The 23440-nt window shown below is 48.2% G+C and carries 17 protein-coding genes; 10 read left to right on the top strand and 7 right to left on the bottom strand.

Annotation, left to right across the window (positions count from 1 at the left end):
• Positions 1-18 precede the first annotated feature (18 nt).
• Positions 19-150: a hypothetical protein gene (locus V7D78_RS09870; RefSeq protein WP_333608283.1), complete on the bottom strand. Its 132-nt coding sequence runs from the start codon at positions 148-150 to the stop codon at positions 19-21.
• A 349-nt stretch (positions 151-499) separates the two neighbouring features.
• Here V7D78_RS09870 and V7D78_RS09865 point away from each other — a divergent pair, with 349 nt between their 5' ends.
• Together V7D78_RS09865 and V7D78_RS09860 are read left to right on the top strand one after the other, a co-directional pair.
• Entirely contained in the window at positions 500-805 is a 306-nt protein-coding gene (locus tag V7D78_RS09865; protein WP_333608282.1) for a helix-turn-helix domain-containing protein, read from the top strand.
• On the top strand, positions 802-2082 hold the full coding sequence (locus V7D78_RS09860) for a type II toxin-antitoxin system HipA family toxin (protein WP_333608281.1): 1281 nt from the start codon (positions 802-804) through the stop codon (positions 2080-2082). The genes V7D78_RS09865 and V7D78_RS09860 overlap by 4 nt, the downstream gene beginning before the upstream one ends.
• Positions 2083-2253: 171 nt before the next feature.
• Here V7D78_RS09860 and V7D78_RS09855 read toward each other — a convergent pair whose 3' ends face one another.
• The gene (locus V7D78_RS09855) at positions 2254-2679 is read right to left on the bottom strand and encodes a hypothetical protein (protein ID WP_333608280.1); all 426 of its coding nucleotides are present in this window, start codon (positions 2677-2679) and stop codon (positions 2254-2256) included.
• A 738-nt stretch (positions 2680-3417) separates the two neighbouring features.
• On the opposite strand from V7D78_RS09855, the gene V7D78_RS09850 reads away from it, so the two are divergent.
• The 4 genes from V7D78_RS09850 to V7D78_RS09835 all read left to right on the top strand — a co-directional run bounded on the left by V7D78_RS09850 (position 3418) and on the right by V7D78_RS09835 (position 8761).
• Entirely contained in the window at positions 3418-5238 is a 1821-nt protein-coding gene (locus tag V7D78_RS09850) for an MrcB family domain-containing protein (protein ID WP_333608279.1), read from the top strand.
• Between the two features lie 15 nt (positions 5239-5253).
• Positions 5254-7632, top strand: coding sequence for a DUF2357 domain-containing protein (locus tag V7D78_RS09845; RefSeq protein ID WP_333608278.1), 2379 nt, complete (start codon positions 5254-5256; stop codon positions 7630-7632).
• An 89-nt stretch (positions 7633-7721) separates the two neighbouring features.
• The gene (locus V7D78_RS09840; RefSeq protein ID WP_333608277.1) at positions 7722-8099 is read left to right on the top strand and encodes a very short patch repair endonuclease; all 378 of its coding nucleotides are present in this window, start codon (positions 7722-7724) and stop codon (positions 8097-8099) included.
• A 200-nt stretch (positions 8100-8299) separates the two neighbouring features.
• A complete protein-coding gene (locus tag V7D78_RS09835) occupies positions 8300-8761 on the top strand; it encodes a methyltransferase family protein (protein WP_333608276.1) in 462 nt (153 codons plus the stop codon).
• Between the two features lie 60 nt (positions 8762-8821).
• On the opposite strand, the gene uvrA is transcribed toward V7D78_RS09835, so the two are convergent.
• Positions 8822-11644: an excinuclease ABC subunit UvrA gene (uvrA, locus tag V7D78_RS09830; protein WP_333608275.1), complete on the bottom strand. Its 2823-nt coding sequence runs from the start codon at positions 11642-11644 to the stop codon at positions 8822-8824.
• Between the two features lie 128 nt (positions 11645-11772).
• Positions 11773-12492, bottom strand: a complete 720-nt coding sequence (locus tag V7D78_RS09825) for a PEP-CTERM sorting domain-containing protein (RefSeq protein ID WP_333608274.1) — start codon at positions 12490-12492, stop codon at positions 11773-11775.
• A 371-nt stretch (positions 12493-12863) separates the two neighbouring features.
• Between V7D78_RS09825 and V7D78_RS09820 the strand changes: the two genes are divergently transcribed.
• The 4 genes from V7D78_RS09820 (at position 12864) to sbcC (ending at position 19247) form a co-directional block, all read left to right on the top strand.
• On the top strand, positions 12864-14228 hold the full coding sequence (locus V7D78_RS09820; RefSeq protein WP_333608273.1) for an MFS transporter: 1365 nt from the start codon (positions 12864-12866) through the stop codon (positions 14226-14228).
• Between the two features lie 17 nt (positions 14229-14245).
• Positions 14246-14854, top strand: coding sequence for a single-stranded DNA-binding protein (gene ssb, locus V7D78_RS09815; protein ID WP_333608272.1), 609 nt, complete (start codon positions 14246-14248; stop codon positions 14852-14854).
• A gap of 98 nt (positions 14855-14952) precedes the next feature.
• On the top strand, positions 14953-16218 hold the full coding sequence (sbcD, locus tag V7D78_RS09810; protein WP_333608271.1) for an exonuclease subunit SbcD: 1266 nt from the start codon (positions 14953-14955) through the stop codon (positions 16216-16218).
• On the top strand, positions 16215-19247 hold the full coding sequence (gene sbcC, locus V7D78_RS09805; protein WP_333608270.1) for an exonuclease subunit SbcC: 3033 nt from the start codon (positions 16215-16217) through the stop codon (positions 19245-19247). The genes sbcD and sbcC overlap by 4 nt, the downstream gene beginning before the upstream one ends.
• Here the strand turns inward: sbcC and V7D78_RS09800 are convergent.
• The 3 genes from V7D78_RS09800 to V7D78_RS09790 all read right to left on the bottom strand — a co-directional run bounded on the left by V7D78_RS09800 (position 19244) and on the right by V7D78_RS09790 (position 23238).
• Positions 19244-21550, bottom strand: coding sequence for a putative bifunctional diguanylate cyclase/phosphodiesterase (locus V7D78_RS09800; RefSeq protein ID WP_333608269.1), 2307 nt, complete (start codon positions 21548-21550; stop codon positions 19244-19246). The genes sbcC and V7D78_RS09800 overlap by 4 nt on opposite strands.
• Positions 21551-21673: 123 nt before the next feature.
• Entirely contained in the window at positions 21674-22411 is a 738-nt protein-coding gene (locus V7D78_RS09795; RefSeq protein WP_333608268.1) for a DUF481 domain-containing protein, read from the bottom strand.
• A gap of 2 nt (positions 22412-22413) precedes the next feature.
• The gene (locus tag V7D78_RS09790) at positions 22414-23238 is read right to left on the bottom strand and encodes a mechanosensitive ion channel domain-containing protein (protein WP_333608267.1); all 825 of its coding nucleotides are present in this window, start codon (positions 23236-23238) and stop codon (positions 22414-22416) included.
• Positions 23239-23440 lie beyond the last annotated feature (202 nt).

Below are 23440 nucleotides of genomic sequence, written 5' to 3'. Positions count from 1 at the left end.
ACGTATTAAATGCTTTGGCTAATAAAGGATAAGCTCATTCGTATCCTGAGTCATCAGTTTCACAAGTCCCGGATGGACAAAAAGCTTCTCTTTGCCAACTATTGGTAACGCTTTTTGCACATGCGCGCCGCCGGCGTTGAGCTGTTTCATTACTGCTCAGCCCGACAGCAGCAGCCAGTGGCTGTGCGAGCTCAGCGCTGAACAAGTGGTATATAAGCAGGCCGGTGACAGTAAGCTGTATCAGTTCAGCGCTGAGCTATACAGAGTAGATGGCAAATTGCCAAGGCCGGCGTGAATAATTAGCAAAGCTGGGTTAATAGTGCCATCAACGTCATCGATGCCGTATGGAATACCTCACAGTGGGATATTAATACCATTAATTGCGCATAAGTGGGAATATAGTCCTATTAATTTTACTTGACCGTTGCCAACTTGATAAATCAGGACTATATTCCCATTAATGATTAAATAGTAGGAATATAACCCTATTTGGTGATGTATGGCTAAGCGTGATTTGCACAATGTTCTGTTTCCTCAGCAGCGAAAAATCCTTACGCATTTTGGTGAGGACTTGTTGTTAGCCATGAAACGCCGTGGTTTTACTAAAAAATTATTGTGTGAGCGAACTGGTTTTGACCATAAAACCGTGAACAAGGTCTTCGCGGGTGACCCTGGTGTTGCTATCGGCACTTACCTGAAGATCATGGCCGTGTTGGGAATGGAAAGTAACTTTGCAGAAATGGCTGCTCATGATGAAGTGGGCATCAAGCTGCAAAATATAAAATTGCTGGAAGGTTCAAAATGAGCCGTGAAATCATCGAGGTATATGCCGACTGGCATCCAATTGAAAAGCCATTATTAGTTGGACACCTTGCTTACAGTGAATCAAGTCGGGGTGGTGTGTTTAGCTTTGCGTACGATAAAGCATTTCTTACCTCACCTTATCGCTTGCAAATAGACCCTATGCTGACACTCTATGCTGGTGAACTTTACAATGACGAAGCCGATAAAAACTTCCGGGCTTTTCTGGACTCATCCCCCGATCGTTGGGGACGTATTTTGATGCAACGCCGTGCTGCTATTGAAGCGCGTAAGGGCATTCGGGCAACGAGTCGATTAAACGAATTGGATTACTTGCTGGGCGTACATGATTCTTATCGAATGGGAGGGATACGATTTAAGAGAGCTGACAATGCTTATTGTTCAGATACCGCTTTTTCAGACAACCCTTTTTTAGACAATCATGTCGAGTTTGTTGCACCGCCAATGGCATCATTACGTGAGTTAGAGCACGCCGCCATGCAAATTGAAAAAGACGATAACATTGACAGTGACGAGTATTATCGTTGGCTAAAAATGCTGATAGCGCCTGGTTCATCTTTAGGCGGTGCCAGACCAAAAGCCTGTGTAACCGATGAACAAAATCAATTGTGGATAGCTAAATTTCCTAATGTAAATGATACCCATGATGTTGGTGCGTGGGAGATGGTCTGTTATGAATTAGCTTTAGCGGCTGGCGTTGATATGTTTCCAAGTGAGATCAGGCAGTTTTCATCGCAACACCATACCTTTTTAACAAAGCGCTTTGACCGGCAGGGAGAGCAGCGGCTGCATTTTTCATCGGCTATGACTCAGCTGCAATACTATGATGGCGAACAATCTCAAGGTGCCAGCTATTTGGAAATTGCTGAATTTCTCTCCAAACAGGGAGCACAAACAGAGGCTGATTTAGCACAGTTGTGGCGCCGTATCGTCTTTAATATTGCGGTGTCTAATACGGATGATCACCTGCGTAACCATGGTTTTTTACTGGCTAAGAATGGCTGGAAGTTATCACCTGCTTATGACTTAAACCCCATCGTTGGTAAACACGGCCTACACTTGAACATTACTGATACAGACAACGCCTTAGACTACCAGTTGGCCTTTGATGTTAAAGGTTTCTTTCGGCTTTCTCAAATCCAGGCTACTCAAATTCACGACGAAGTGCTAAGTGCGGTTAAACACTGGCAAGCCGTTGCGAAGCGGTTAGGGATCAGCCGGGCAGAGCAAGCAATGAAGGAATCGGCGTTCAATATTTAATTTACCCTCATGTTAAAAGGGATCGCCGGGCAGGTGGTATATAAGCAGGCCGGTGACAGTAAGCTGTATCAGTTCAGCGCCAGCCTGTTTATGGTTGATGGCGTACTGCCAAGGCCAGCCTGAGCGGTGTAAGTGAGATAAGGGGTTTGGATACCGCAAATGGCGTAGTAATTACTGGCTCAAACGCGCCCACTTCGCTTTAATACTATGTAACTGATACAGCAGCAGCGCTACTACTATCACTAACATCAAATCAATTCTACCCTCAGTAACTAAGGTAAAGCCCGCATTCAGCAAGCTCAGATAACTTAACACCATGCAGGCAATCAGCCCCCAGTAGCGGCCACTTATCAGGCCATAAAAGCTGCTAGCGTACACGAGAAAATACAGCCATATCACGCTCAAAACCCAGGGTGATTTGCCGCTGGGAAAGCTGACAGCATCGGGTGCGGTGTTGTTAAACCATTGCGCGGTGACAAACAAAAAAAACAAAAACCATAAACCAAACAGGCAAATGCCGATGAACTTTAACCATACCGGCACCAGCTGGCAGCGCTGGTTCAGTAAGCTGTAATCCTTAGTTACCACTGTTTGCATCTTATGTCCTTATTACACAGCTGTTTAATGGGTTTAACTGTTGCACAGTTGTAAAATAAAGACAACTTGCAGCTCAGTAACGGCTACACTCATTACTATCCTGAGTCATCAGCTGCTTTAAATACACTGACGCAGTTCACGTTTGGCAGCAATCGACACATTAAGCTGATATGTCGATTTTCATCTGCTTTTTCGACACGTTAGCCGAAGGTTGATATGTCGATAATCATCGATTTAATCGACAGAGCCCTCCAATAGCGGCTTTAAATACTGGCCGATGCAAGATTTTTTGCAGGTAGTAAATTAAGAAAGTGGCGACACAGAAGTTTACCAATTAAACGCTACTCAATTTATGAGTGGATGGCAAAGTGCCCATGCCGGCTTGATTTAACAATTATTCTTGGGTGTTATAGCGCAATTATTAAGTGGGGTAAGGTCATACTTTTGTGCATAGGCTGATATAGCTTCGTCTAATGACATATCTCCAAACCGATCTAACCATTCGCGCTCGGTATAGCCTGTATCGTTAAAATTTATGCAATACTGCCCATTTAGCTTTGAATTAAGTAATTTAAAGTAATAGCTTTTATTTTTTGTTTCCATCATAAATCCATCGTATGTGCCTAATAAACAATAGTATTATAATGCAAGTAATTTGCAGTCAGAAAATGTAACCATTTCAAATCTGCCTTAAGCATTAAGTTTGAATGATAGACAGGTTTTTATTAAGGAAGAGCTGTGAGTCTCAGAGAAAAGTTAATACAGGTAACATGCGGTTGGGTAAAGGCAACTACAGAAAAGTTTACTGGGCACCCTATCGCAAACGTCATCAGGCAAGGGCTAATCGAGGAAGTTAAAGCTGCGATAGGTCATAGTCAGGGTGATTATCTGATTAAAGCTAGCGCGGGTGCTGGTAATTGGGCAAGTGTACCGTGGATATCAATTTTAGATCCCCAAAAAACAAAGTCTACACAGGCTGGTGTTTATCCCGTTTATTTGTTCAGAGCTGACGGAGCTGGAGTTTATTTATCTTTGGGCTTTGGTACAACCGAATTAACAAACAAGTTTGGTGCTAAAAACGCGAAAAAAAAAGCTCTAGAAATTAAAGATACTTTTCGTAGTAAGGACAAGCGTTTAGAAAAATGGAATGCGTCAATTGACTTGAAGTCTAATACTCCATTAGGTAAGTCATATGAGTGGGCTACAGCAGGCGCGAAATTTTATCCTTCAGATGATATTCCAGAAGATGTTGAATTGTTAAGTGATCTGCGCGAAATGTTAGACATCTACTCAGGTATAAATATACCTGACAAAGTGAGTGATGAACTAAAGGTGCTTATGAATCATTCAGTTTCCAAGCCATTCATTCTTTTAGCTGGGATTTCAGGCACCGGCAAATCACGTTTTGTCCGGCAGCAGGCCGCTGCGCAAGGTAATGAAAAAGAATTTTTACAGATGGTGCCGGTAAGGCCGGACTGGCATGAACCTTCAGATTTGCTTGGCTATGTGTCACGAATTGGTGGTACTGACCGGTTTATAGTAACCGATGCGCTGCGCTTTATGGTTAAAGCCTGGAAGGCTACCGGTGCAGTAGCGGCAGCAATGTCTGACGGCAGAATCGGCTGGACCGGCAAGCCGCTTGATAGCATTAACACTTACTGGCTTTGTCTGGATGAAATGAATCTGGCGCCGGTTGAACAGTATTTCGCTGACTATTTGTCTGTAATAGAAAGCCGCAGCTGGCTGCACAACGATGAAGCTGACAGTCACGACTACGTTTATTGCTGCGAGCCTATCTTAACGGCATCTGCGTTGCAGGTTGTAACTGATCAGACTGCTTTAGCTAAAGAACTTGGCCTGGATATTGAGACTTCGGCAGAAGACCAACAGCTTTGGGATGCCTTCTTACAGCATGGTATACCGGTACCGTTCAACCTGATTGTTGCTGGTACAGTCAATATGGACGAAACCACCCATGGGTTCTCCAGAAAAGTAATAGACCGTGCGCTAACGTTTGATTTTGGCAGGTTTTTCCCTAATGCCTTTGCCAACCTGTGGGCCGGTCAGCCAGTGCCGAAAACATTAGGTTTTGCGCGGTACTCTCATGCCAAACCGGAATTATTGGCAGACTGCAAAGAGGATAACGATGGCCTTACAACCATTAGCTTCCTGCAGGCTGTAAATGACGTTTTGCGGGATACGCCTTTTGAACTGGCTTATCGCGCGCTCAATGAATTACTGCTGGCAGTAATTTGTCATAGCCCTGCTGATAAGCCTGAGCTGCAGGCGGTATGGGACGATTTTATGATGTGTAAGGTGCTGCCGCGCATCGAGGGAGACGACGAAAAGCTCTCTGTATCATCTGATAACTTCAAAACAGAAAACCTGCTGGACAAGTTAGAGCAGGTACTTGAAAAACAATTAACAGCTATCTGGCTAACGACCAGACCAGAATTACTTCTGGAAAGTGCAAATCAGGTGCCCTGCCGCAGTAAAGCTAAGCTCAAGTGGATGAAAGATCGGCTGGAACGAAACAGCTTTACCAGTTTCTGGCCTTAAACGGTGAGCTCAGGGATGCGCGAGCTTCTACAGATCGATACACCAGACTGGCAATTGTCGGTGTATGGGCCAGATGTGGCTGGTAAACAGCGGGTGCTGGCGAAAACAGTGGACAGCCGTAGCAAACCTCCACCTCTGGGTGTGGTGGTATTTGACCGCTTGCTACACGTTACTACCTTTATCGCAGAACAAACCGCCACTTCACTTAATGCTGATGTGGGTGCTTTAGTCAGCCCTAAAGCGTTATTGTTTGAAAACACCGACTATATGTTTGAACTGCTGTTTAAACATTACACCGGCGCTGAACCGCTGCCACAGATCACACACAAGCTTACTGCAATTCAAAACGCATTTCGTAGCAAAAAAATAGGCAACCAGCTGTTGGTTAGCGGCACACTTAATTTTGGTAACAACATTGGCTGGTTTTCACTGCCCTTTAGCTACCACAGCAATGGAATGCAGCATATTGCTGTTAAATTTATTGTACTACCCACTAAGATGGATCTGGATTCAGATTTGCAGGCGATTTACCACCGGCTGGACCATGACTACCCGTTATGGCGATTTGCCTTTGGTAACAGCACAGAGTCGACCGCAGACGCCAAAAGACAGTCCAATAATAACTTCCCGCTGTTATGGCTTGCCCGCTTTACCAGCTTAAGAGACAAATTTGAGAAAAGTACCCGTATTCTGCTGAATGCTCCGCACAGCCGGCTGGTTCAGGTTGAACGCAGACTGAAAGCAGAACGGCTAAAAGGCAAGCTATCAGTTGCCTTGCAGGAAAAGCTGCAACAGGACTTTAGCAATCAGCACTATCACAACAGCTATGCAACCAGCCGTAAAATCCTAAGCCTGGACACACCGGAAAACCGCTTTATAAAAATGGTGCTGCAGTATGCACAGTCCCAGCTCGGGCGGTTTATACATTTGGTTGCTGAAGCCAACAAAAAGCCGGATGCGCAAATTTTTTCCGGCTCATTTGTAAGCCAGCTTAATGGCTGGCAAAAAACGCTGGAAAAACACCTGCACCATCCGATCTTTAAAGAAGTAGGTTCGTTTAAAGGCATGAGCAAAGAGTCGCTGGTTTTACAGCAAAAAACCGGCTACAGCGGTGTGTATAAAACATGGCACGAGCTAAAACGCTATCTGGATGTAATGGGTAGTCAAAGCTCGGTATCGATGAAAACCATCGACCAATTGTATGAAGTATGGTGTTTTCTTGAAATCCGCCGGATTCTGCTTTCTGAAGAGCTGGGTTTTAAACAAGTTGAGCAAAAACCTCATCGCGTTGGATATTCAGGTGCTGAAGTTAAGTTTGACGATGTGATGGCTGATTCCTATAGCTTCATACGTGAAGATGGTTTAACCATAAAGCTGGCGCATGAACCTACATTTGGTGAGAAATCCCAACCAGTCCGTTCGTGGTTATATGAGCACAAACCAGACATTGTGCTGGAGGCGACCTTCGAAGACGGGTTCAAACTGTTGTGGTTGTTTGATGCAAAGTACCGGATTGATAATAAATCAGAAGACTCTGAGCAAGATTTGGTGCCGCCAGATGCCATTTACCAGATGCACAGATACCGTGATGCACTGATCCACATCGAAAAAACCGGTGAACAAAGCAACAAAAGCCGTTCAGTTTATGGTGCCTATGCACTATACCCGGGGGCTAATAATCAGACAGAACCGCCTGCTAACAGCAAATATGCTGAAGCCATAGAGTCTATTGGTATCGGTGCTTTTCCACTTCTGCCATCAGCTGATGGGGAACGTGGTTGTATCTGGCTAAAAACCTTTCTGCAGCAGCAATTTTCGGCTGTTACGGCAGCACCGGTACCACCGGCAAAAGACCGCTATCTGCTCGAAGACTCTGCCCGTATTCCTCACCACGGCATGCAGCAGGTACATTATCCTGACCTTACTATGGTCGTTACGGCGGCACCAGAGCAATACCGGGTTCAGGCATATATTGACAGCTTTAAACAAGGCACAGCAGTTTGCTATCACACAAGGCTTGATGCGACTGAGCGTGAACAGCTAGAAAAAAATGCTATTAACGAAATCCGCTATTGCGTTATTGCCACCAGTGCTCATGGACGGTCTGACCGTGTTGCAAAACATATCTGGCCGGTGAAATCAGTAAAGCTGGTAAAACGCAGTGAGCTCAACGAGCAACAAACCGGCAGGATGCTGAACAGAAACGAGCCTTACTATGACTCACTTTACTGGTTTTTTGAGTTCGGCCCGGCATTTACCTTACCTCAACCAATAACCGGATTTGATTCGGCCCATCATCAGCTGATGCTTACAACGCGCAGAAGTCTGGCTCATGTTTCTTCTTTGGGTGAAATTGAACAGGTATACCGCGAAGTTTTGTCCTATTATCCCTGATATTCAGGGGGAGTTATGACCGACGTACACTCGACCGCAGTAAGAAGTAAAAACATGGCCGCCATTACGGTAAAAATACCAAGCCTGAAATGTTGGTGCGCAGGGCCTTGCACCAGGCAGGATTCCGCTACCGGCTGCATGTGGCAAACCTGCCAGGCAAACCAGATCTGGTTTTCCCTAAGTACAAAGCCGTTATTTTTGTTCAGGGTTGCTTCTGGCATCAGCACCAGTGCGCTATGTTTCACTGGCCAAAAACCCGGACTGAATGGTGGCGGCAGAAAATCAGCGCTAACCGGGCTCGCGATGATGCTGTGCAGGATAAACTGCGCGAGCTTGGCTGGCGGGTAATGTTGGTTTGGGAGTGCGCGTTGAAAGGTAGGAATAAGACGCCACCGCATCAACTTACCGCAGACATTTCATTGTGGTTGCGCAGCGGCGCCAGCTTTGCTGAGCTACCGACAGCATGACGTTTAAAACTATTCAAACAGCCGTTTTACACTTTTATGCGCATAAAAATGCGGAAACCCAACACTTTTCTGCGCATAAAAGTGTTGCACCGGTAAAGATCCGATCTGGTATTCCTATTTACTAACTGTTCGCAACAGCAACTGCCAACAAGGAGTGGTAAGTAGTATGATGCCAAAATAAAGAACTCTGGATAGCTGTTATGCACGCATTAGAACTAAAAATCCCACCAGTAATTTTGGTAGCGCTGTTTGCGCTGGCGATGTGGTTACTGGCGCAGCTGGTGATGCCTTTGCCGTTTCCTGCGCTTTGGGGCTGGGTTTTGGCGCTTTGCCTGGCACTCACCGGGATGGCCGTGGCTTTGCTGGGCGTACTGGCATTTCGCTGGGTTGATACTACGGTAGACCCGCGGGTGCCAGAGCAAACGTCCAGTCTGGTGAGCCGCGGGATTTACCGTTATAGCCGTAACCCTAAGTATCTGGGGTTTTTACTGCTGTTAACGGCGCTGGCGTGTTACTTAATGAACCTGGCCGCTTTTGCGCTGCTGCCGCTGTTTGTGCTGTATATGCACCGCTGGCAGATAGCGCCGGAAGAGCGCCATTTGCTGGAAAAGTTTGGTGCGGAATATCAGGCGTATACTGAAAAGGTAAGACGCTGGTTGTAATACCCGCGCCTTACCTATTATCAGATTAATCTGCGACGTTAACCCAAGCTCAGTACAACATTAGCCCAACAACGGCTTTAAATAATGGCCGGTATAGGATTTTGTGCAGGCGGCTACCTGCTCTGGTGTACCGGCAATTAAAATTTCGCCGCCGCCATTGCCGCCTTCAGGCCCCAAATCAACCACCCAGTCGGCGGTTTTAATCACATCCAGATTATGCTCAATAACTACTATGGTATTGCCGTGATCGCGTAGCCGGTGCAGTACGTTGAGCAGTTGCTGAATATCGTAAAAATGCAGGCCGGTGGTCGGTTCGTCAAGTATATACAGCGTTTTACCGGTATCGCGTTTACTCAGCTCACGCGCCAGTTTTACCCGCTGTGCTTCACCGCCGGATAAGGTGGTGGCCGACTGGCCCAGCTTAATGTAAGTCAGGCCAACATCCTGCAGCGTTTGCAGTTTGCGTTTTACCGCAGGTATAGCCTCAAAAAAGGCCAGCGCATCTTCTACTGTCATATCCAGCACTTCGTGAATGTTCTTGCCTTTGTATTTAATCTCCAGCGTTTCACGGTTGTAACGCTTGCCTTTGCAGACATCGCACGGCACATAAACATCAGGTAAAAAGTGCATTTCTACCTTAATTACGCCATCGCCCTGGCAGGCTTCGCAGCGGCCGCCTTTGACATTAAAGCTAAAACGGCCGACCTGATAACCCCGTGATCGCGCTTCCTGAGTGCCGGCAAACAGCTCGCGCACTGCGGTAAAAATACCGGTGTAGGTTGCCGCATTGGAGCGCGGTGTACGGCCAATCGGGCTTTGATCGATATCGATCACCTTATCAAAATGCTGCAAACCTTTAATGTCTTTATGTGGCGCCGGATCTGCACCCTCGCCTTTATTCAGCACCCGATGCGCTACTCTGAACAACGTATCGTTAATCAGCGTCGACTTACCCGAGCCTGACACGCCGGTAATACAGGTCATGACACCAAAGGGGATGGCGAGATCGACATTCTTCAGGTTATTGCCTGTGGCGCCGGTGACTTCCAGCCATTTATCAGTAAGCGGTGTGCGACTAGCGGGCACGGCAATTTTACGCGCACCCGACATATACTGGCCGGTTAATGATTTGGGCTCGGCCATAATCTGCTCAATGGTACCCTGCGCCACAATATAACCGCCATGCACGCCAGCGCCGGGCCCAATGTCGATAACATGATCGGCCAGACGCACCGCATCTTCATCATGCTCAACCACAATAACGGTATTGCCCAGGTCACGCAGGTGCGTCAGGGTACCGAGTAAGCGGGCGTTATCACGCTGATGCAGACCAATAGAGGGTTCATCCAGTACATACATCACCCCCACTAATCCCGCGCCAATCTGGCTGGCTAGCCGGATGCGCTGCGCTTCGCCACCTGATAAGGTTTCGGCACTGCGTGATAAATTCAGGTAATTCAGGCCAACATTGACCAGAAAGCTCAGCCGGTCCTGAATTTCTTTCAGCACTTTTTCGGCAATTTTAGCTTTTTGCCCCTGCAGGCTCAGCTGCTGGAAAAACTGCAGGCAATCGGCAATAGATAACTCGACAATTTGTGGCAGATTGGTTTTACCAATAAACACATGCCGTGCTTCGGTGCGCAAACGGGTGCCATGGCAACTGGGGCAGGGCTGGCTGGCTAAATACTTGCTGAGCTCTTCGCGCACCGAATTAGATTCGGTTTCGCGATAGCGCCGTTCCATATTAGGCAAAATCCCTTCAAACGGGTGGTTACGCAGCACAATGTCGCCGCGATCGTTCAGGTATTTAAAGTCAATGACCGTGATACCGCTACCATATAAGATCGCCTTTTGCTGCGCTGCTGTCAGCTCGCTGAAAGGCACATCCAATTTAAAGCCATAATGTTCAGACAACGACTTTAACATCTGAAAATAATAAAAATTGCGTTTATCCCAACCACGGATAGCACCACCTGCCAGGCTGAGGTCAGCACTGACAATCACTTTATTCGGATCAAAAAACTGTTTTACCCCTAAGCCATCACAGCTGGGGCAGGCGCCGGCCGGGTTATTAAACGAAAACAAGCGCGGTTCCAGTTCTGTCATGGAATAACCGCAGGTAGGGCAGGCAAAATTAGCAGAAAATACCAGCTCTTCGGCCGAGGCATCATCCATCAGCGCCACCCGCGCCACACCACCAGAGAGGGCCAGTGCCGTTTCAAAGGACTCCGCTAAACGCAGTTTAATATCATCGCGCACCTTAATGCGGTCAATCACCACTTCAATAGTATGTTTTTTGTGTAAATCCAGCGTTGGTGGGTCAGATAAATCACATACTTCGCCATCAATCCGCGCCCGGATATAGCCCTGCGCGGCCAGGCCTTCCAGGGTTTTTACATGCTCACCTTTGCGCTCCTGCACCACCGGCGCCAGCACCATTAACCGCGTGCCTTCAGGGAAGGCGGTAACCTTGTCGACCATTTCACTGATGGTTTGCGCCGCCAGCGGCTGGTCATGCTCAGGACAGCGTGGCTCGCCTACCCGGGCAAACAGTAAGCGCAGGTAATCGTAAATTTCGGTAATAGTACCCACAGTAGAGCGTGGGTTATGCGACGTCGATTTTTGCTCGATAGAAATAGCAGGAGATAAACCTTCGATATGATCAACGTCCGGTTTTTCCATTAAACTTAAAAACTGCCGGGCGTAGGCTGACAGCGATTCGACATAGCGGCGCTGACCTTCGGCATAAAGGGTATCAAAGGCTAACGAAGACTTACCAGAGCCCGACAGGCCGGTAATCACCACCAGCTTATCACGCGGGATATGCAGCGAAATGTTTTTCAGGTTGTGGGTGCGGGCACCCCGAATATCGATCTTGTCCATTACTGCATCCCCAAAAAATGTCGCCTTGATACGAGAGCCGCAGTATTGCAGATCTTCCGGCTAATTTTAAGGGGTAAACGGCAAGGAGCTGTAAATTTATACACCCCTTGCCATTTGGGAAGCTCTATTCAAGCCTGACGGCGGCGTAAGCCTAACGCCAACAAACCTAAACCAAAAATACCCAGGGTAGCTGGTGCAGACACCGGTACAGGATCATTAAAAGAAGTCTGTGGCTGACCAGAAAAAATCAGCTGATTTTGTGACTGTGAATTAGTCATAACATGCATAGTGTGTTGGCTCTTGATATTAGCTAACTGATCTAACCAACTCTGCGCCAAAGTGACACTCTGATTACTACTGGTGGTTTTAAAGCTACCACGTTCAAGTAAGAAGCCCGATAAATCACTTTGAAAGTCATGCACAATTTCCCATAAGGCTAATTGAAATGCTGCATTACCGATAGATGTGCCTGTTTGATCTCTAAACCCCGAATACAAACGTGTAATAGCATCTGCTTTTGCAGCACCAAATAATTCATCTGCAGATTGAATTTGGTAAGTCAGTGTCTGATTGGTTTTAATTAATTGAGAAAACTCTATACAAAAAGTTGTCAAATCATCATCCAGTTCGAAAGGCAAAGGTGAACTCAGATTGTCATAACTAAATCGGATCATTCCCGCCAGAACACTGCGGCTTGAGGTATCGTTTAAAGAGGCTGAAATGGTTTCGGAACCATTAACCATATTCTGGTAACGCACATCAATTGTGATAGGAGTCGCTTTGACAGCAACGGACATTACCAGTAAAACGATTCCCGACATCATGGGTAAAAAAGTGTTTTTTATCATTTCCATTCCTTATAAATACCACTGACTAAGCCACTACCCTGTTGCTCAGATTTTAGGTAAGTAAGAGGGCCACTACAGATCAAGAACCACACTGTAATAGGTTACTTCCGAAATCAGCAAAACAGCTCGCTGCACAACTAAACAAAAAGCACTATATTTTAAAGCATAAATCGTGCCATTTATTAAAGTTCATATTTTACAAGCAGATAGAAATCAATACATAAAATCAGCGGCGGAAGTTGTAAATTTTACTGACAACTAACAGTTTAAATTCGCAGTTTTGCAACCGCCGATAAAGCCATGCCAGCCGCCAATTTTATGCTAAACTAACCCGCTATTTAGCTATCAACCTGTTGCGACAGACTTCATTCATGCATCGTCTTAATTCTCTGGAAAAACAGACCGCATTAACCCTGGCGCTGGTGTTCTCAACCCGGATGCTAGGCCTGTTTATGCTGCTGCCGGTGTTTGCACTTTACGGCACTGAGCTTATTGGTTACTCACCCTTGTGGATTGGCCTGGCTATTGGCGCTTACGGCCTGACTCAGGCTATTCTGCAAATTCCGTTTGGCTGGTTGTCAGACCGTATTGGCCGCCACAAGGTCATGCTGCTGGGCTTAGCATTATTTGTGCTGGGCTCGGTAGTGGCGGCATTGGCCGATTCTGTCTACATGGTGACTTTTGGCCGCATTTTGCAAGGCGCCGGTGCCATTGCCGGCGCTGTGTTAGCGCTGGCGGCCGATTTAACCCGTGACGAGCAGCGCCCTAAAGTGATGGCCATTATTGGTGCCAGCATAGGCTTATCTTTTGCGCTGGCGATGATTATTGGCCCCTTAATGGCCAAATGGGCAGGGTTAAGCGGTGTATTCTGGTTTACGGCGGTATTGGCCTGCTGTGCCATGTTGATAGTAGCGTTTTTAGTGCCGCGAAGTGTCAGTAAAGCCCCTGCTGCCGAAACCCTGGCCGTACCGGCTTCGTTAATGAACATTGCAAAACACCGCCAGTTATTGCAGCTTGATATCGGCGTTTTATTGCTACATTTAATGCTGACGGCAATGTTTGTTGCCCTGCCATTACTGCTAAGTCAATATCAGTTGGCAGCGGATAAGCATTGGCAGGTTTACTTACCGGTGCTATTGGCATCCTTTGTGCTGATGGTACCGATGATGATTATTGCGATGCGCAAACAGCAGGAAAAGGGCTATTTTTTACTCGCAATCAGTTTGCTGATAGTGGCCATGTTAATGGCCTTTTTAGCCAATAACTTAGCCTGGTTAATTGCCGCCTTACTGGTGTTTTTTACCGGCTTTAACTTTTTAGAAGCCAGCTTGCCAGCATTGGTATCCAGGGTGGCACCGGCCGGGCAACGCGGCAGTGCTATGGGTATTTACTCCAGCAGCCAGTTTTTTGGCGCCTTTATTGGCGGAGTGCTCGGTGGACTCGTCGCTCAGCAATTTAGATTCGCAATGGTGTTTGCCGTATTGGCCGGTATTGGTTTAATATGGTTGCTTATAGCCCGTAACTTATCTGTTCCTGCGCGGGCGCAGCGTTTGTCACTTCCGGTTAAGCTGTCATCAGAGCAAGCCGCCAGGCAGCTGGCAGACCAATTGGCGGCACTGGCGGGTGTACAAGAAGTCACTATTTTACTGGCGGAGCAACGTTGTTACTTAAAAGTCAGCGCTTCGCAGTTTGACCTGGCGCAGGCCCAAACCCTGGTTGGCACAGAGCAACCCTAATTTTCAGGAGAAATCGCATGGCGCGTGGTATTAATAAAGTTATTTTAATTGGCAATCTGGGCACTGATCCAGAAGTGCGCTATATGCCACAGGGTGGCGCGGTGGCTAACTTAACCGTAGCGACCTCTGAAAGCTGGACCGATAAAGCCACTAATGAAAAAAAAGAGCAAACAGAATGGCACCGGGTAGTTATTTATCAGCGCCTGGCAGAAATTGCCGGTGAGTATCTGCGTAAAGGCAGCAAAGTATACCTTGAGGGCAAGCTGAAAACCCGCAAGTGGACCGATAAAGACGGTGTAGAACGCTATACCACTGAAATCGTTGCTAACGAATTACAAATGCTGGATGGCCGCGGTGACGGCCAGCAGCAGGGTGGCGGCATGGGCGGCGGCCAGCAAGGCGGTTACCAGCAACGGGCGCCACAGCAACAAGCACCAGCGCAACAAGCGGGTGGGTATCAGCAGCCGCAACAAGGTGGCTACCAGCAAGCGCCAGCTCAGGCCGCACCTCAGCAAGGTGGCTACCAAAAGCCAGCTCAGCCACAAGGCGGTTATCAGCAACCGGCGCAGCAACAGCGGCCGCCAATGGAACCACCAATCGACTTTGATGACGACATTCCGTTCTAGACTAAGATTTTTAGTTATGTAACGACAACTAAGTAAAAAGCCTGACTCGTCAGGCTTTTTACTTTAGCTAAACGGGTTTTTAAGCGGGTAATGCTGGCATGCGAATTCTCCACAGCTCCGACTGGCACTTGGGCCAGCATTTTATTGGTAAAAGCCGCGCGGCTGAGCATGCGGCTTTTCTGCGTTGGTTAGTGGCGCAAATTAACGAGCTAAAAGTGGATGCGCTGCTTGTTGCCGGCGATATTTTTGATACCGCTACCCCGCCCAGCTATGCCCGCGAGCTGTATAACCAGTTTATTGTCGATTTACAGCCAACGGGCTGCCATTTGGTAATATTAGGCGGAAACCATGACTCCCCTGCCGTGCTGGCCGAGAGCAAACAGTTACTGGCTAAATTGCATACCAGTGTGGTGCCGGCCATCCCAGCCGAGCCCGCTGAGCAACTGCTGATCCTGAAAAATAGCGCCGGCCAGCCCGGCTGTTTGCTGGGCGCGGTGCCGTTTTTACGCTCACGCGACTTACTGCAAAGCCAGGCAGGGCAAAGTGGCCAGCAAAAGCAGCAGGATTTGCAACAGGCGATTGCCCGACATTATCAACAGCTGTTTCAGTTAGCTCAGCAGTATAATCAACAGCACAGATTGCAATTACCGGTGGTGATGACCGGTCACCTGACCACTGTGGGTGTCAGCCAATCAGAATCGGTGCGCGATATTTATATCGGCACTTTAGAAGCGTTTTCGGCAAGTGCCTTTCCGCCAGCGGATTACATTGCCCTTGGCCATATTCATCAGGCGCAACAACTGAACAGCAGCAACGACATCCGCTATAGTGGTTCGCCAATTCCGCTCAGTTTTGATGAAGCCCGCCAGCAAAAACTGTTGTGGCTCATTGAATTTAACGAGCAGCAAAAAACCGTTAGTCCTGTCAATATTCCCTGTTTTCAGCCGTTAGCCAGCATTAAAACCGATATAGCCGGCTTAACCTCAGCCGTAGCACAGGTGCTGACGACACTGCCCAAGGACAGCCTGGCGCCGGATGCGCGGCTGTGGCTGGAGCTGGTGATCAGTAGCGTGGATGGCTACCTTAGCGATTTACAACCCAGGGTAGAACAGCTGTTAAGCGAACTGCCGGTAGAGTTACTCAGGCTAAGGCGGGAGCGCAGCAGCAGTGACAACAGCTTGCCTCAGCTGGAGCAAACCAGTCTGGCCGAACTGGCCCCGGCAGATGTCTGGCAAGCGCGCCTGAGCAACGAGTCGCTGGATGAGCTGCAACAACGGCAATTGACCATTTTGCACCACCAGGTATTAGCACAGGTGCAGGATGCCAGCAATAACATCGCCAAACCAGATGGCAGCAGCTTATGAAAATCCTGTTGGTGCGGCTGCAGAACCTTAACTCACTTCGTGGTGACTGGCTGATTGATTTTCGGCAACCGCCATTTTCTGATGCCAATTTATTTGCCATTGTTGGTCCTACCGGCGCCGGTAAAACCACACTATTAGATGCCATCTGTCTGGCGCTGTATCACCAGACCCCCAGGCTTAAAACCTCGCCTACCAGCAATGAGCTGATGACCCGCCATACCAGTGAATGTCTGGCAGAAGTAGAATTTGAAGTCGCCGGTCAAGGCTATCGGGCTTTTTGGAGTCAGCGCCGTGCCAGAGGCCAGACCGAGGGCAATTTGCAGCCGGCAAAAGTAGAACTGGCCAGGCTTGATGGCACCATATTGGCGGAAAAAACCAATGAAAAACTTAAATTAGTGAGTGAGCTAACCGGGCTGGACTTTGGCCGCTTCACCAAATCTATGCTGCTGGCACAGGGCGATTTTGCGGCCTTTTTAAATGCCGATGCCAACCAGCGCGCCGAGTTACTGGAAGAGCTGACCGGCACCGATATTTATGGCCGCATTTCACAGCAAGTGTTTGCCGATGCACGTGAGCAAAAAACCCGCTTAGAGTTGCTACAAGCCAAAGCCTCGGCCACCGAGTTATTGTCTGACGAGCAACAACGCTCTTTACAAGCAGAGCTCAGCGCCGTCGCCAGTCGCCAGACTGAGCAACACGCCGCCATAAACAAACAGCGCCAGTTAGTACAATGGACTGAACAACTGATTGCCGCAGAGCAGGCTCTGGCGAAAAGCCAGCAGGAAGCGGCAGAGCTCAGCGCCGAGCAAGCCCGGCAACAACCCGCATTGCTCAGGCTGCAACAACACCAGCCCGCCAGTAAGCTGGCGCCTTTATACCACAGCATGCAGCAGGCTCAGCAACGGCAACAACAACTTAATACCGAGCAACAACAGCTGCAGCAGCAGATCGCTGGCGCGACTATTCAGCATGGGCGCTTGTTATGGCAGGGCAGGCAGTATTTAGCTTCCCAGCTGCAACAGACCGAAAAACAGCAGCTTAAGCTGACTGAACAGCAGCAGAATATGCACCAGCAATTAACTAGCCTGAGTACCATTGTAGAGCAGCAGCAACAGACGCAACAACAGTTGCAGCAACTGCATAAACAATTACTGGCACAAGTGGGTGATATCTCCAACTTACGCCAGCAACAACAGCAACAACGTGAACAACTGTATCAGTTGCAACAAGCCGAACGACTTGTGCTACTACAGCAAAAATGGCAACAGCAACTTGCTAGCCGCCAGCAGCAACTTGAAGATAAGCAGCAGCAGTTGGTGCCACTGGCACAGCAGCTAACCGCACTAAGGCAACAGTTTAAACAGCTGAGCGAACAGATCGCGGATAAAAAGCAGCTGCTGGCCCAGCAACAACTGATAATGCAGCTGTCAGAGCACAGAGCACAATTACAGCCTGAGCAACCCTGCCCCCTTTGCGGCAGTACCGCCCATCCGGCAGTCAGCCAGTATCAGCAACTAAATAGCTCAGCCACTGCCCAACAACTGGCAGACAAAGAAGCCGAACTTCGCCAGGTACAAAGCGCGGGCGAAAGCGGGCGTACCCAACAAGCGTCGCTACAAAGCGAAATTGCACAATTAAAACAACAACAGCAGCTGCAACAGGCTGAACTGAGTGAGCTGCAGCAACAATTAGCAGTGCTACTGCCAACACCTACAGCGGATACTTTGCCAGAACCTGAACAGCCAAACAGCAGCCTGCTGCAACAGGCGTTATTAAAACAACAACAGCAACTGGATGCGACGGCCTGGCAACTACAACAATTAGAACAACAACAACAACAGCTGCAACAGTTAGCGCAGCAGCAGCAAGAGTGTGAGAGGAAACAAACCGAGCTGCAACATCAGCTGCTGATGGCGCAGCAAAAACAGCAAATATTGGGCGAGCAACAGGCTGCGCTGAACACACAGTTCAGCCAGTGGCAGCAACAATGGCAGGCATTACAGCAACCGCCCCCGGCAAACACAGACCGCATCCCTGACTTGTCGGCTATCGAACAGCAACGCCAGCAACTGCAACAACATTTACAACAGTGGCAAGGTCAGCAACTGGCATTGCAACGCCAAAGTCAGCAGGCACACAGCCAACTGCAACAAGCCACAGTGCAGTGGCAACAGGCGCTGGCAGCCAGTGAATTTGCCGATGAGGTAGCCTATAGTGCCGCCTTACTGACGGATGAACAACTGACAGAGCTCAGCCAGTTACAACTCAAGCTGCAACAAGCTAAGGTGGCAATACAACGTTTGCTCAGCGACCGGCAACAGCAACGTGAGCAGTTAGCGCAACAACAATTGACAGACTTACCGCTGCAGACATTGCAGCAGCAGTTGCAGCAATTAGAGCAGGCCTCACAACAGCTGAGCGCACAACAAGGTCAGCTGCAGCATCAACTGAGTAGCGACAGGGAAAGACGCCAGCAACAGCAGCAATTACTGCAGCAAATTGCTGAGCAACAGCAGCAACTGGAACACTGGCAGCGTTTAAATGGTTTAATTGGGTCAGCTGATGGTGCTAAATACCGCCGCTTTGCTCAGGGCCTCACCCTGCAACAACTAATTACGCTAGCAAATCAGCAATTGCAAAGGTTGCATAACAGGTATCAGCTGGCACGGCATCCACAAGCAGAACTTGAGTTACTGGTTATTGATACCTGGCAGGCTGACAGTGCCCGTGACACCAAAACCTTGTCCGGCGGTGAGAGTTTTCTGGTCAGTCTTGCGTTGGCGCTGGCCTTGTCAGATTTGGTCAGCAGCAATACCCGCATTGATTCGTTATTTTTAGATGAAGGCTTTGGTACCCTGGATGCTGATACCCTGGAAATGGCATTATTAGCCTTAGATCAGCTACATGCCAGTGGCAAGATGGTGGGGATAATCAGCCATGTCGAAGCACTGAAGCAGCGTATTCCACTGCAAATCCGCGTCGAAAAACAGCAAGGCCTGGGTTATAGCAAACTGAGTATCAGCACTTAGGGCATGACGACCTTGGCATGTTGCTGCAACAAGGCGGTAAATTCCGCTTCGGGTAAAGGCCGGCTGAAATAATAGCCTTGATAGTAATCGCACTGCATCTGTTTTAGCACCGCTAATTGACTTTGCGTTTCTACCCCTTCGGCCAGTACTTCAAATTTCAGGGTGTGCGCCAGATCAATAATAGCCTTGGTAATTTGCCGGTCATCCGAGGTGACCGCTAAATCTTCAATAAAACGCCGGTCAATTTTCAGCAAATCCAGCGGTAAACGTTTTAAATAGGCCAGCGAAGAATAGCCAGTACCAAAATCATCTACCGCTAAACGAATACCCAGCTCTCGCAGCGCCTGCATGCTTTCGACCACCCGATCTTCATCTGCCATCAGAGCATTTTCTGTCACTTCCAGCTCCAGAGAGGCCGGCGGATAACCGGTTTTTTGCAGTAAATCCAGTACCTGCTGTTGCAAATCACCTTTGGCGAACTGTTGTGGTGACACATTGACCGCCAGACGTAATGCTGGCAACCCCATGTTTAACCAGCGCTGGCCCTGCTCACAGGCCTGCTGCAACACAAAGTGACCAATGGCATGAATGAGACCGCATGACTCGGCCACAGGAATAAACTGATCCGGCGGTATCAGACCCACTTCCGGGTCAAGCCAACGGATCAATAATTCAGCGCCGATCATCTGGCCACTGGTGATATCCAATTGCGGCTGATAATAACAACAGAGCTGCTGTAACTTAATGGCCTGACGCAAGCGGGCTTCCAAGGTCAGCCGCTGCCGGGCTTTTTCAGTCAGTTGGTCAGAAAAATAACTATAGGTATTACGCCCTTCCGCTTTGGCTTTATACAAGGCGGCATCGGCGCCCTGGATCAGGCTTTCTACCGTATCAGAATGCTGCGGAAACAAACTAATACCAATCGAGGCCGCTATGGTTAATTCCTGTCCGGCCGCTAAGATAAAGGGCGTCTCCAGTTGTTGTAGCACCTTCTGCGCAAAACGCGCCGCATCCTCTGCCTGCGGAATGCGCTCCAGCAACAAACCGAATTCATCGCCCCCCAGTCGCGCCAACGTATCAGACTCCCGACAGCAACAGCGTAAACGATCAGCAACCTGCTGTAATAACTGATCACCACTGTTGTGACCCAGGCTATCATTAACATTTTTAAAATGATCAAGATCCAGCAGCAGCACCGCTATCCCTTGCTGATCGCGACGGGCAACTTTGAGCGAATGCTCCAGTTGCTGGTTAAAGAAATGTCGATTCGGTAAATGTGTTAAGGGGTCGTACTCCGCTAAAAAGGCCAGCTCCGCCTGCTGCTGTTTACGCTCTGTTAAATCCAAATCTATACAATAAATTTGTGGCCTTTTATCCGGCAATTGCACCACGGCATGTGCCGAATACACTTCGACAATGCTGCCATCTTTACGCCGTAAACTTAACTCCTCCGCCGGCCGGGCCTCGCCGCTACTGGCCATATCATAAATGGCCTGCTTAACGCCGGCATGCATGGCTGGGGGAATAATTAATTGCAGCAGGTTTTGCCCAAGAGCTTCTTCTTTTGAATAACCATAAATCAGTTCACTGGCCCGGTTCCAGTAAATGGTAGTGCCAAACTCATCGTACCCCTGCACTGAAATCTGGGGGGTATTATCAAGCAAGGTTCTGAACCTTAACTCACTTTCCTGTAATTGCTGTTGGGTGTGTTTTAAGGATGAGATATCCTGAATCACACAAATCACCTTTACCGGCTCACTGTCGGCTAATGCCACTGATAAACGCGCCCACAACTGCTGACCATCTTTACGTAAATAGCGTTTTTCAATGCTGTAACGCTTGCTGCTACCCGCCACCAGTTGCTGCCACTGCTGTTGATCGGTCATTACCTCAGCCGGATGCGTAAGTTGAGACAAGCCCATTGCCGCCAACTCCTGCTCGCTATACCCCATCAACTGACAAAACGCCTGATTAACCCTGACCAAACGGCCATCTGGGGCTACATATGCCACGCCGGCCGCTGCATGATCAAAGGTCTGATTAAATGCCTTTTCAGACGCCGCTAAGTGACGGGCATAAAGATGTTGCTGCTGCAGTAAAAACCAAGCCATGCCAGCAGTAAGTACAATATAAAACAAGCCTTTATAGGTTTGATAACGCATCAGCAGCTGAGGGTCGTCAACCAACCAGGCTAGCAGGCCATCACTAAAAGCCACCCAGGCCCAACCAAACACCAGATATAGCGAGGCGCCGAGTAACGGGTAGTAGCGCAATAACTGATGCTGTTTGTTTGATTTAAACATGGTTAGCCATTCACTCTGTTCAGCTGGCGGATGCTAGTTTCAGACTATAGCACAGCTGAAACAGGCGACAGGCAAAGCCAGCCATAATAGCGGCCTTGCCTGTTGGCTATTCAGATATGCTGCTTAGAACGAATACACCAGCGTCAACGAAGTTTGGGTATCCGTACGTTTTTTATCTACCGGTACATCTGAATCATTTTGCACTAAAAACGCCGCCTTCATTTGCATCGCGTTGTTAATGCGAGCACTGATAGCGGATTCAGCAACGGTTCGGGTATTATCATCACCGTATTCAATACTCAGGGTTTGGGTAAAAGCCGCTGATTCACTAAGTTGCCATTTATAAGACGCGGCGCCACGGGCAATCAAGCCGCTTTCCGTATCCTCATTGGCTCTTTTGCCACGGAAATAACCGGGACCTATTTCAACATCCAGACTTTGGTGTTCGGCATCGAATAAACGGGTACCATAACCGACCGCCAGTGTTGTATATGTCTCAAAGGCACCAAACTTGTCATCGGTATGCGAGCCAAACACAAACAGGTTGTCATGCTCCTTATTCAATTTATAGGCCCCTTTGCCGGAGATCAGGTAACGCTCTGCTGAACGCTCTTTTACCCGCTCACCATCAGCATTGGTTTTTTCATCTTCTTTAAAGTAAGCGCTGAAGATATATTGATTACTCCATTGCTCTAAATCCTGCCTGGCGTCTATTTTGCCCGTGACTGAGGTGCCAACGGTATTACCTGAGGTGGTAATAGCGCCCAACTCTGCAGAGGTTTGCCACACTTTAGTATCAGCCGCCAGCAAGGGCGAACTGGCCGCCATTGCTGCAACAGCCAGAGTCGATAACAACTTCATCATTACTCCTTCGCTTGATTTTTGATATGTACATCCATCTGAGGAAATGGAATGCCGATGCCCTGTTCGTCAAAGGTCAGTTTAACTTTTTCCAAAGTATCCCAGTATACGGCCCAGTAGTCTGCAGCGTTAACCCAGGGGCGAACGACAAAATTAATGGATGAATCGGCCAGCTCGGAAACCGCAACATTGGCTGCTGGCTCGGCTAATACCCGCTTATCTTCTTTCAGAATTTGCTGCAGCAACTGTTTGGCTTTTAATAAATCAGAGTCGTAACTAATACCGATGACTAAATCAACCCGCCGGGTTGGCTCGGCCGAAAAGTTCGTTATAGCACTGCCGGTGATCTGCGCATTAGGAATTAACACCTTTTTATTGTCAGGCGTTTTCATAATTGTTTGAAAGATTTCAATTTTATCCACAGTACCAGTAATACCACCGGCATCAATAAAGTCGCCGGATTTAAACGGACGGAACAGGATAATCAGCACACCTGAGGCAAAATTCGCCAGTGAGCCCTGCAAGGCCAGACCCACTGCTAAACCGGCCGCACCAAGAATGGCAATAAAGGAGGTCGTTTGCACGCCAATTTGCGATAAAGCCATCAACACAGTGGCAATTAAAATTAAGGCGTAAACGATACTTGATAAGAACGACACCACTGCCTTATCAACAGAACGTGATAATAATGCCCTTTCCATTAAGCCAGACAAACCTCGTGCAACCATGCGACCAATATAAAAAATAACGATAGCGGCGACGATTCGAACAATATAACTGAGTAACAACTCATGATTATCAGTCAATAGAGTAGTCATTTCTTCCATAACAATTCCTGGTTCAAAAATAGAGTTAACGTGCATTTCCAGCATAGCATACTGAAATTGCGGTGTTGCTCAGAAAACCATCGATTAACTGCGGTTGTAAAAAAAAATCTGGTGCAATGAGCAAACTGCGTTAAAATATAGCGTATTAAGTGGTGATTGTAGCTCAGTTGGTAGAGCCCCGGATTGTGATTCCGGTTGTCGT

The sequence above is a fragment of the Arsukibacterium sp. genome, from assembly GCF_036735525.1.
Classification (GTDB): domain Bacteria; phylum Pseudomonadota; class Gammaproteobacteria; order Enterobacterales; family Alteromonadaceae; genus Alishewanella.
The sequence above is the reverse complement of the archived record's forward strand: the minus strand, read 5'-3'. Positions and strand labels throughout refer to the sequence as shown.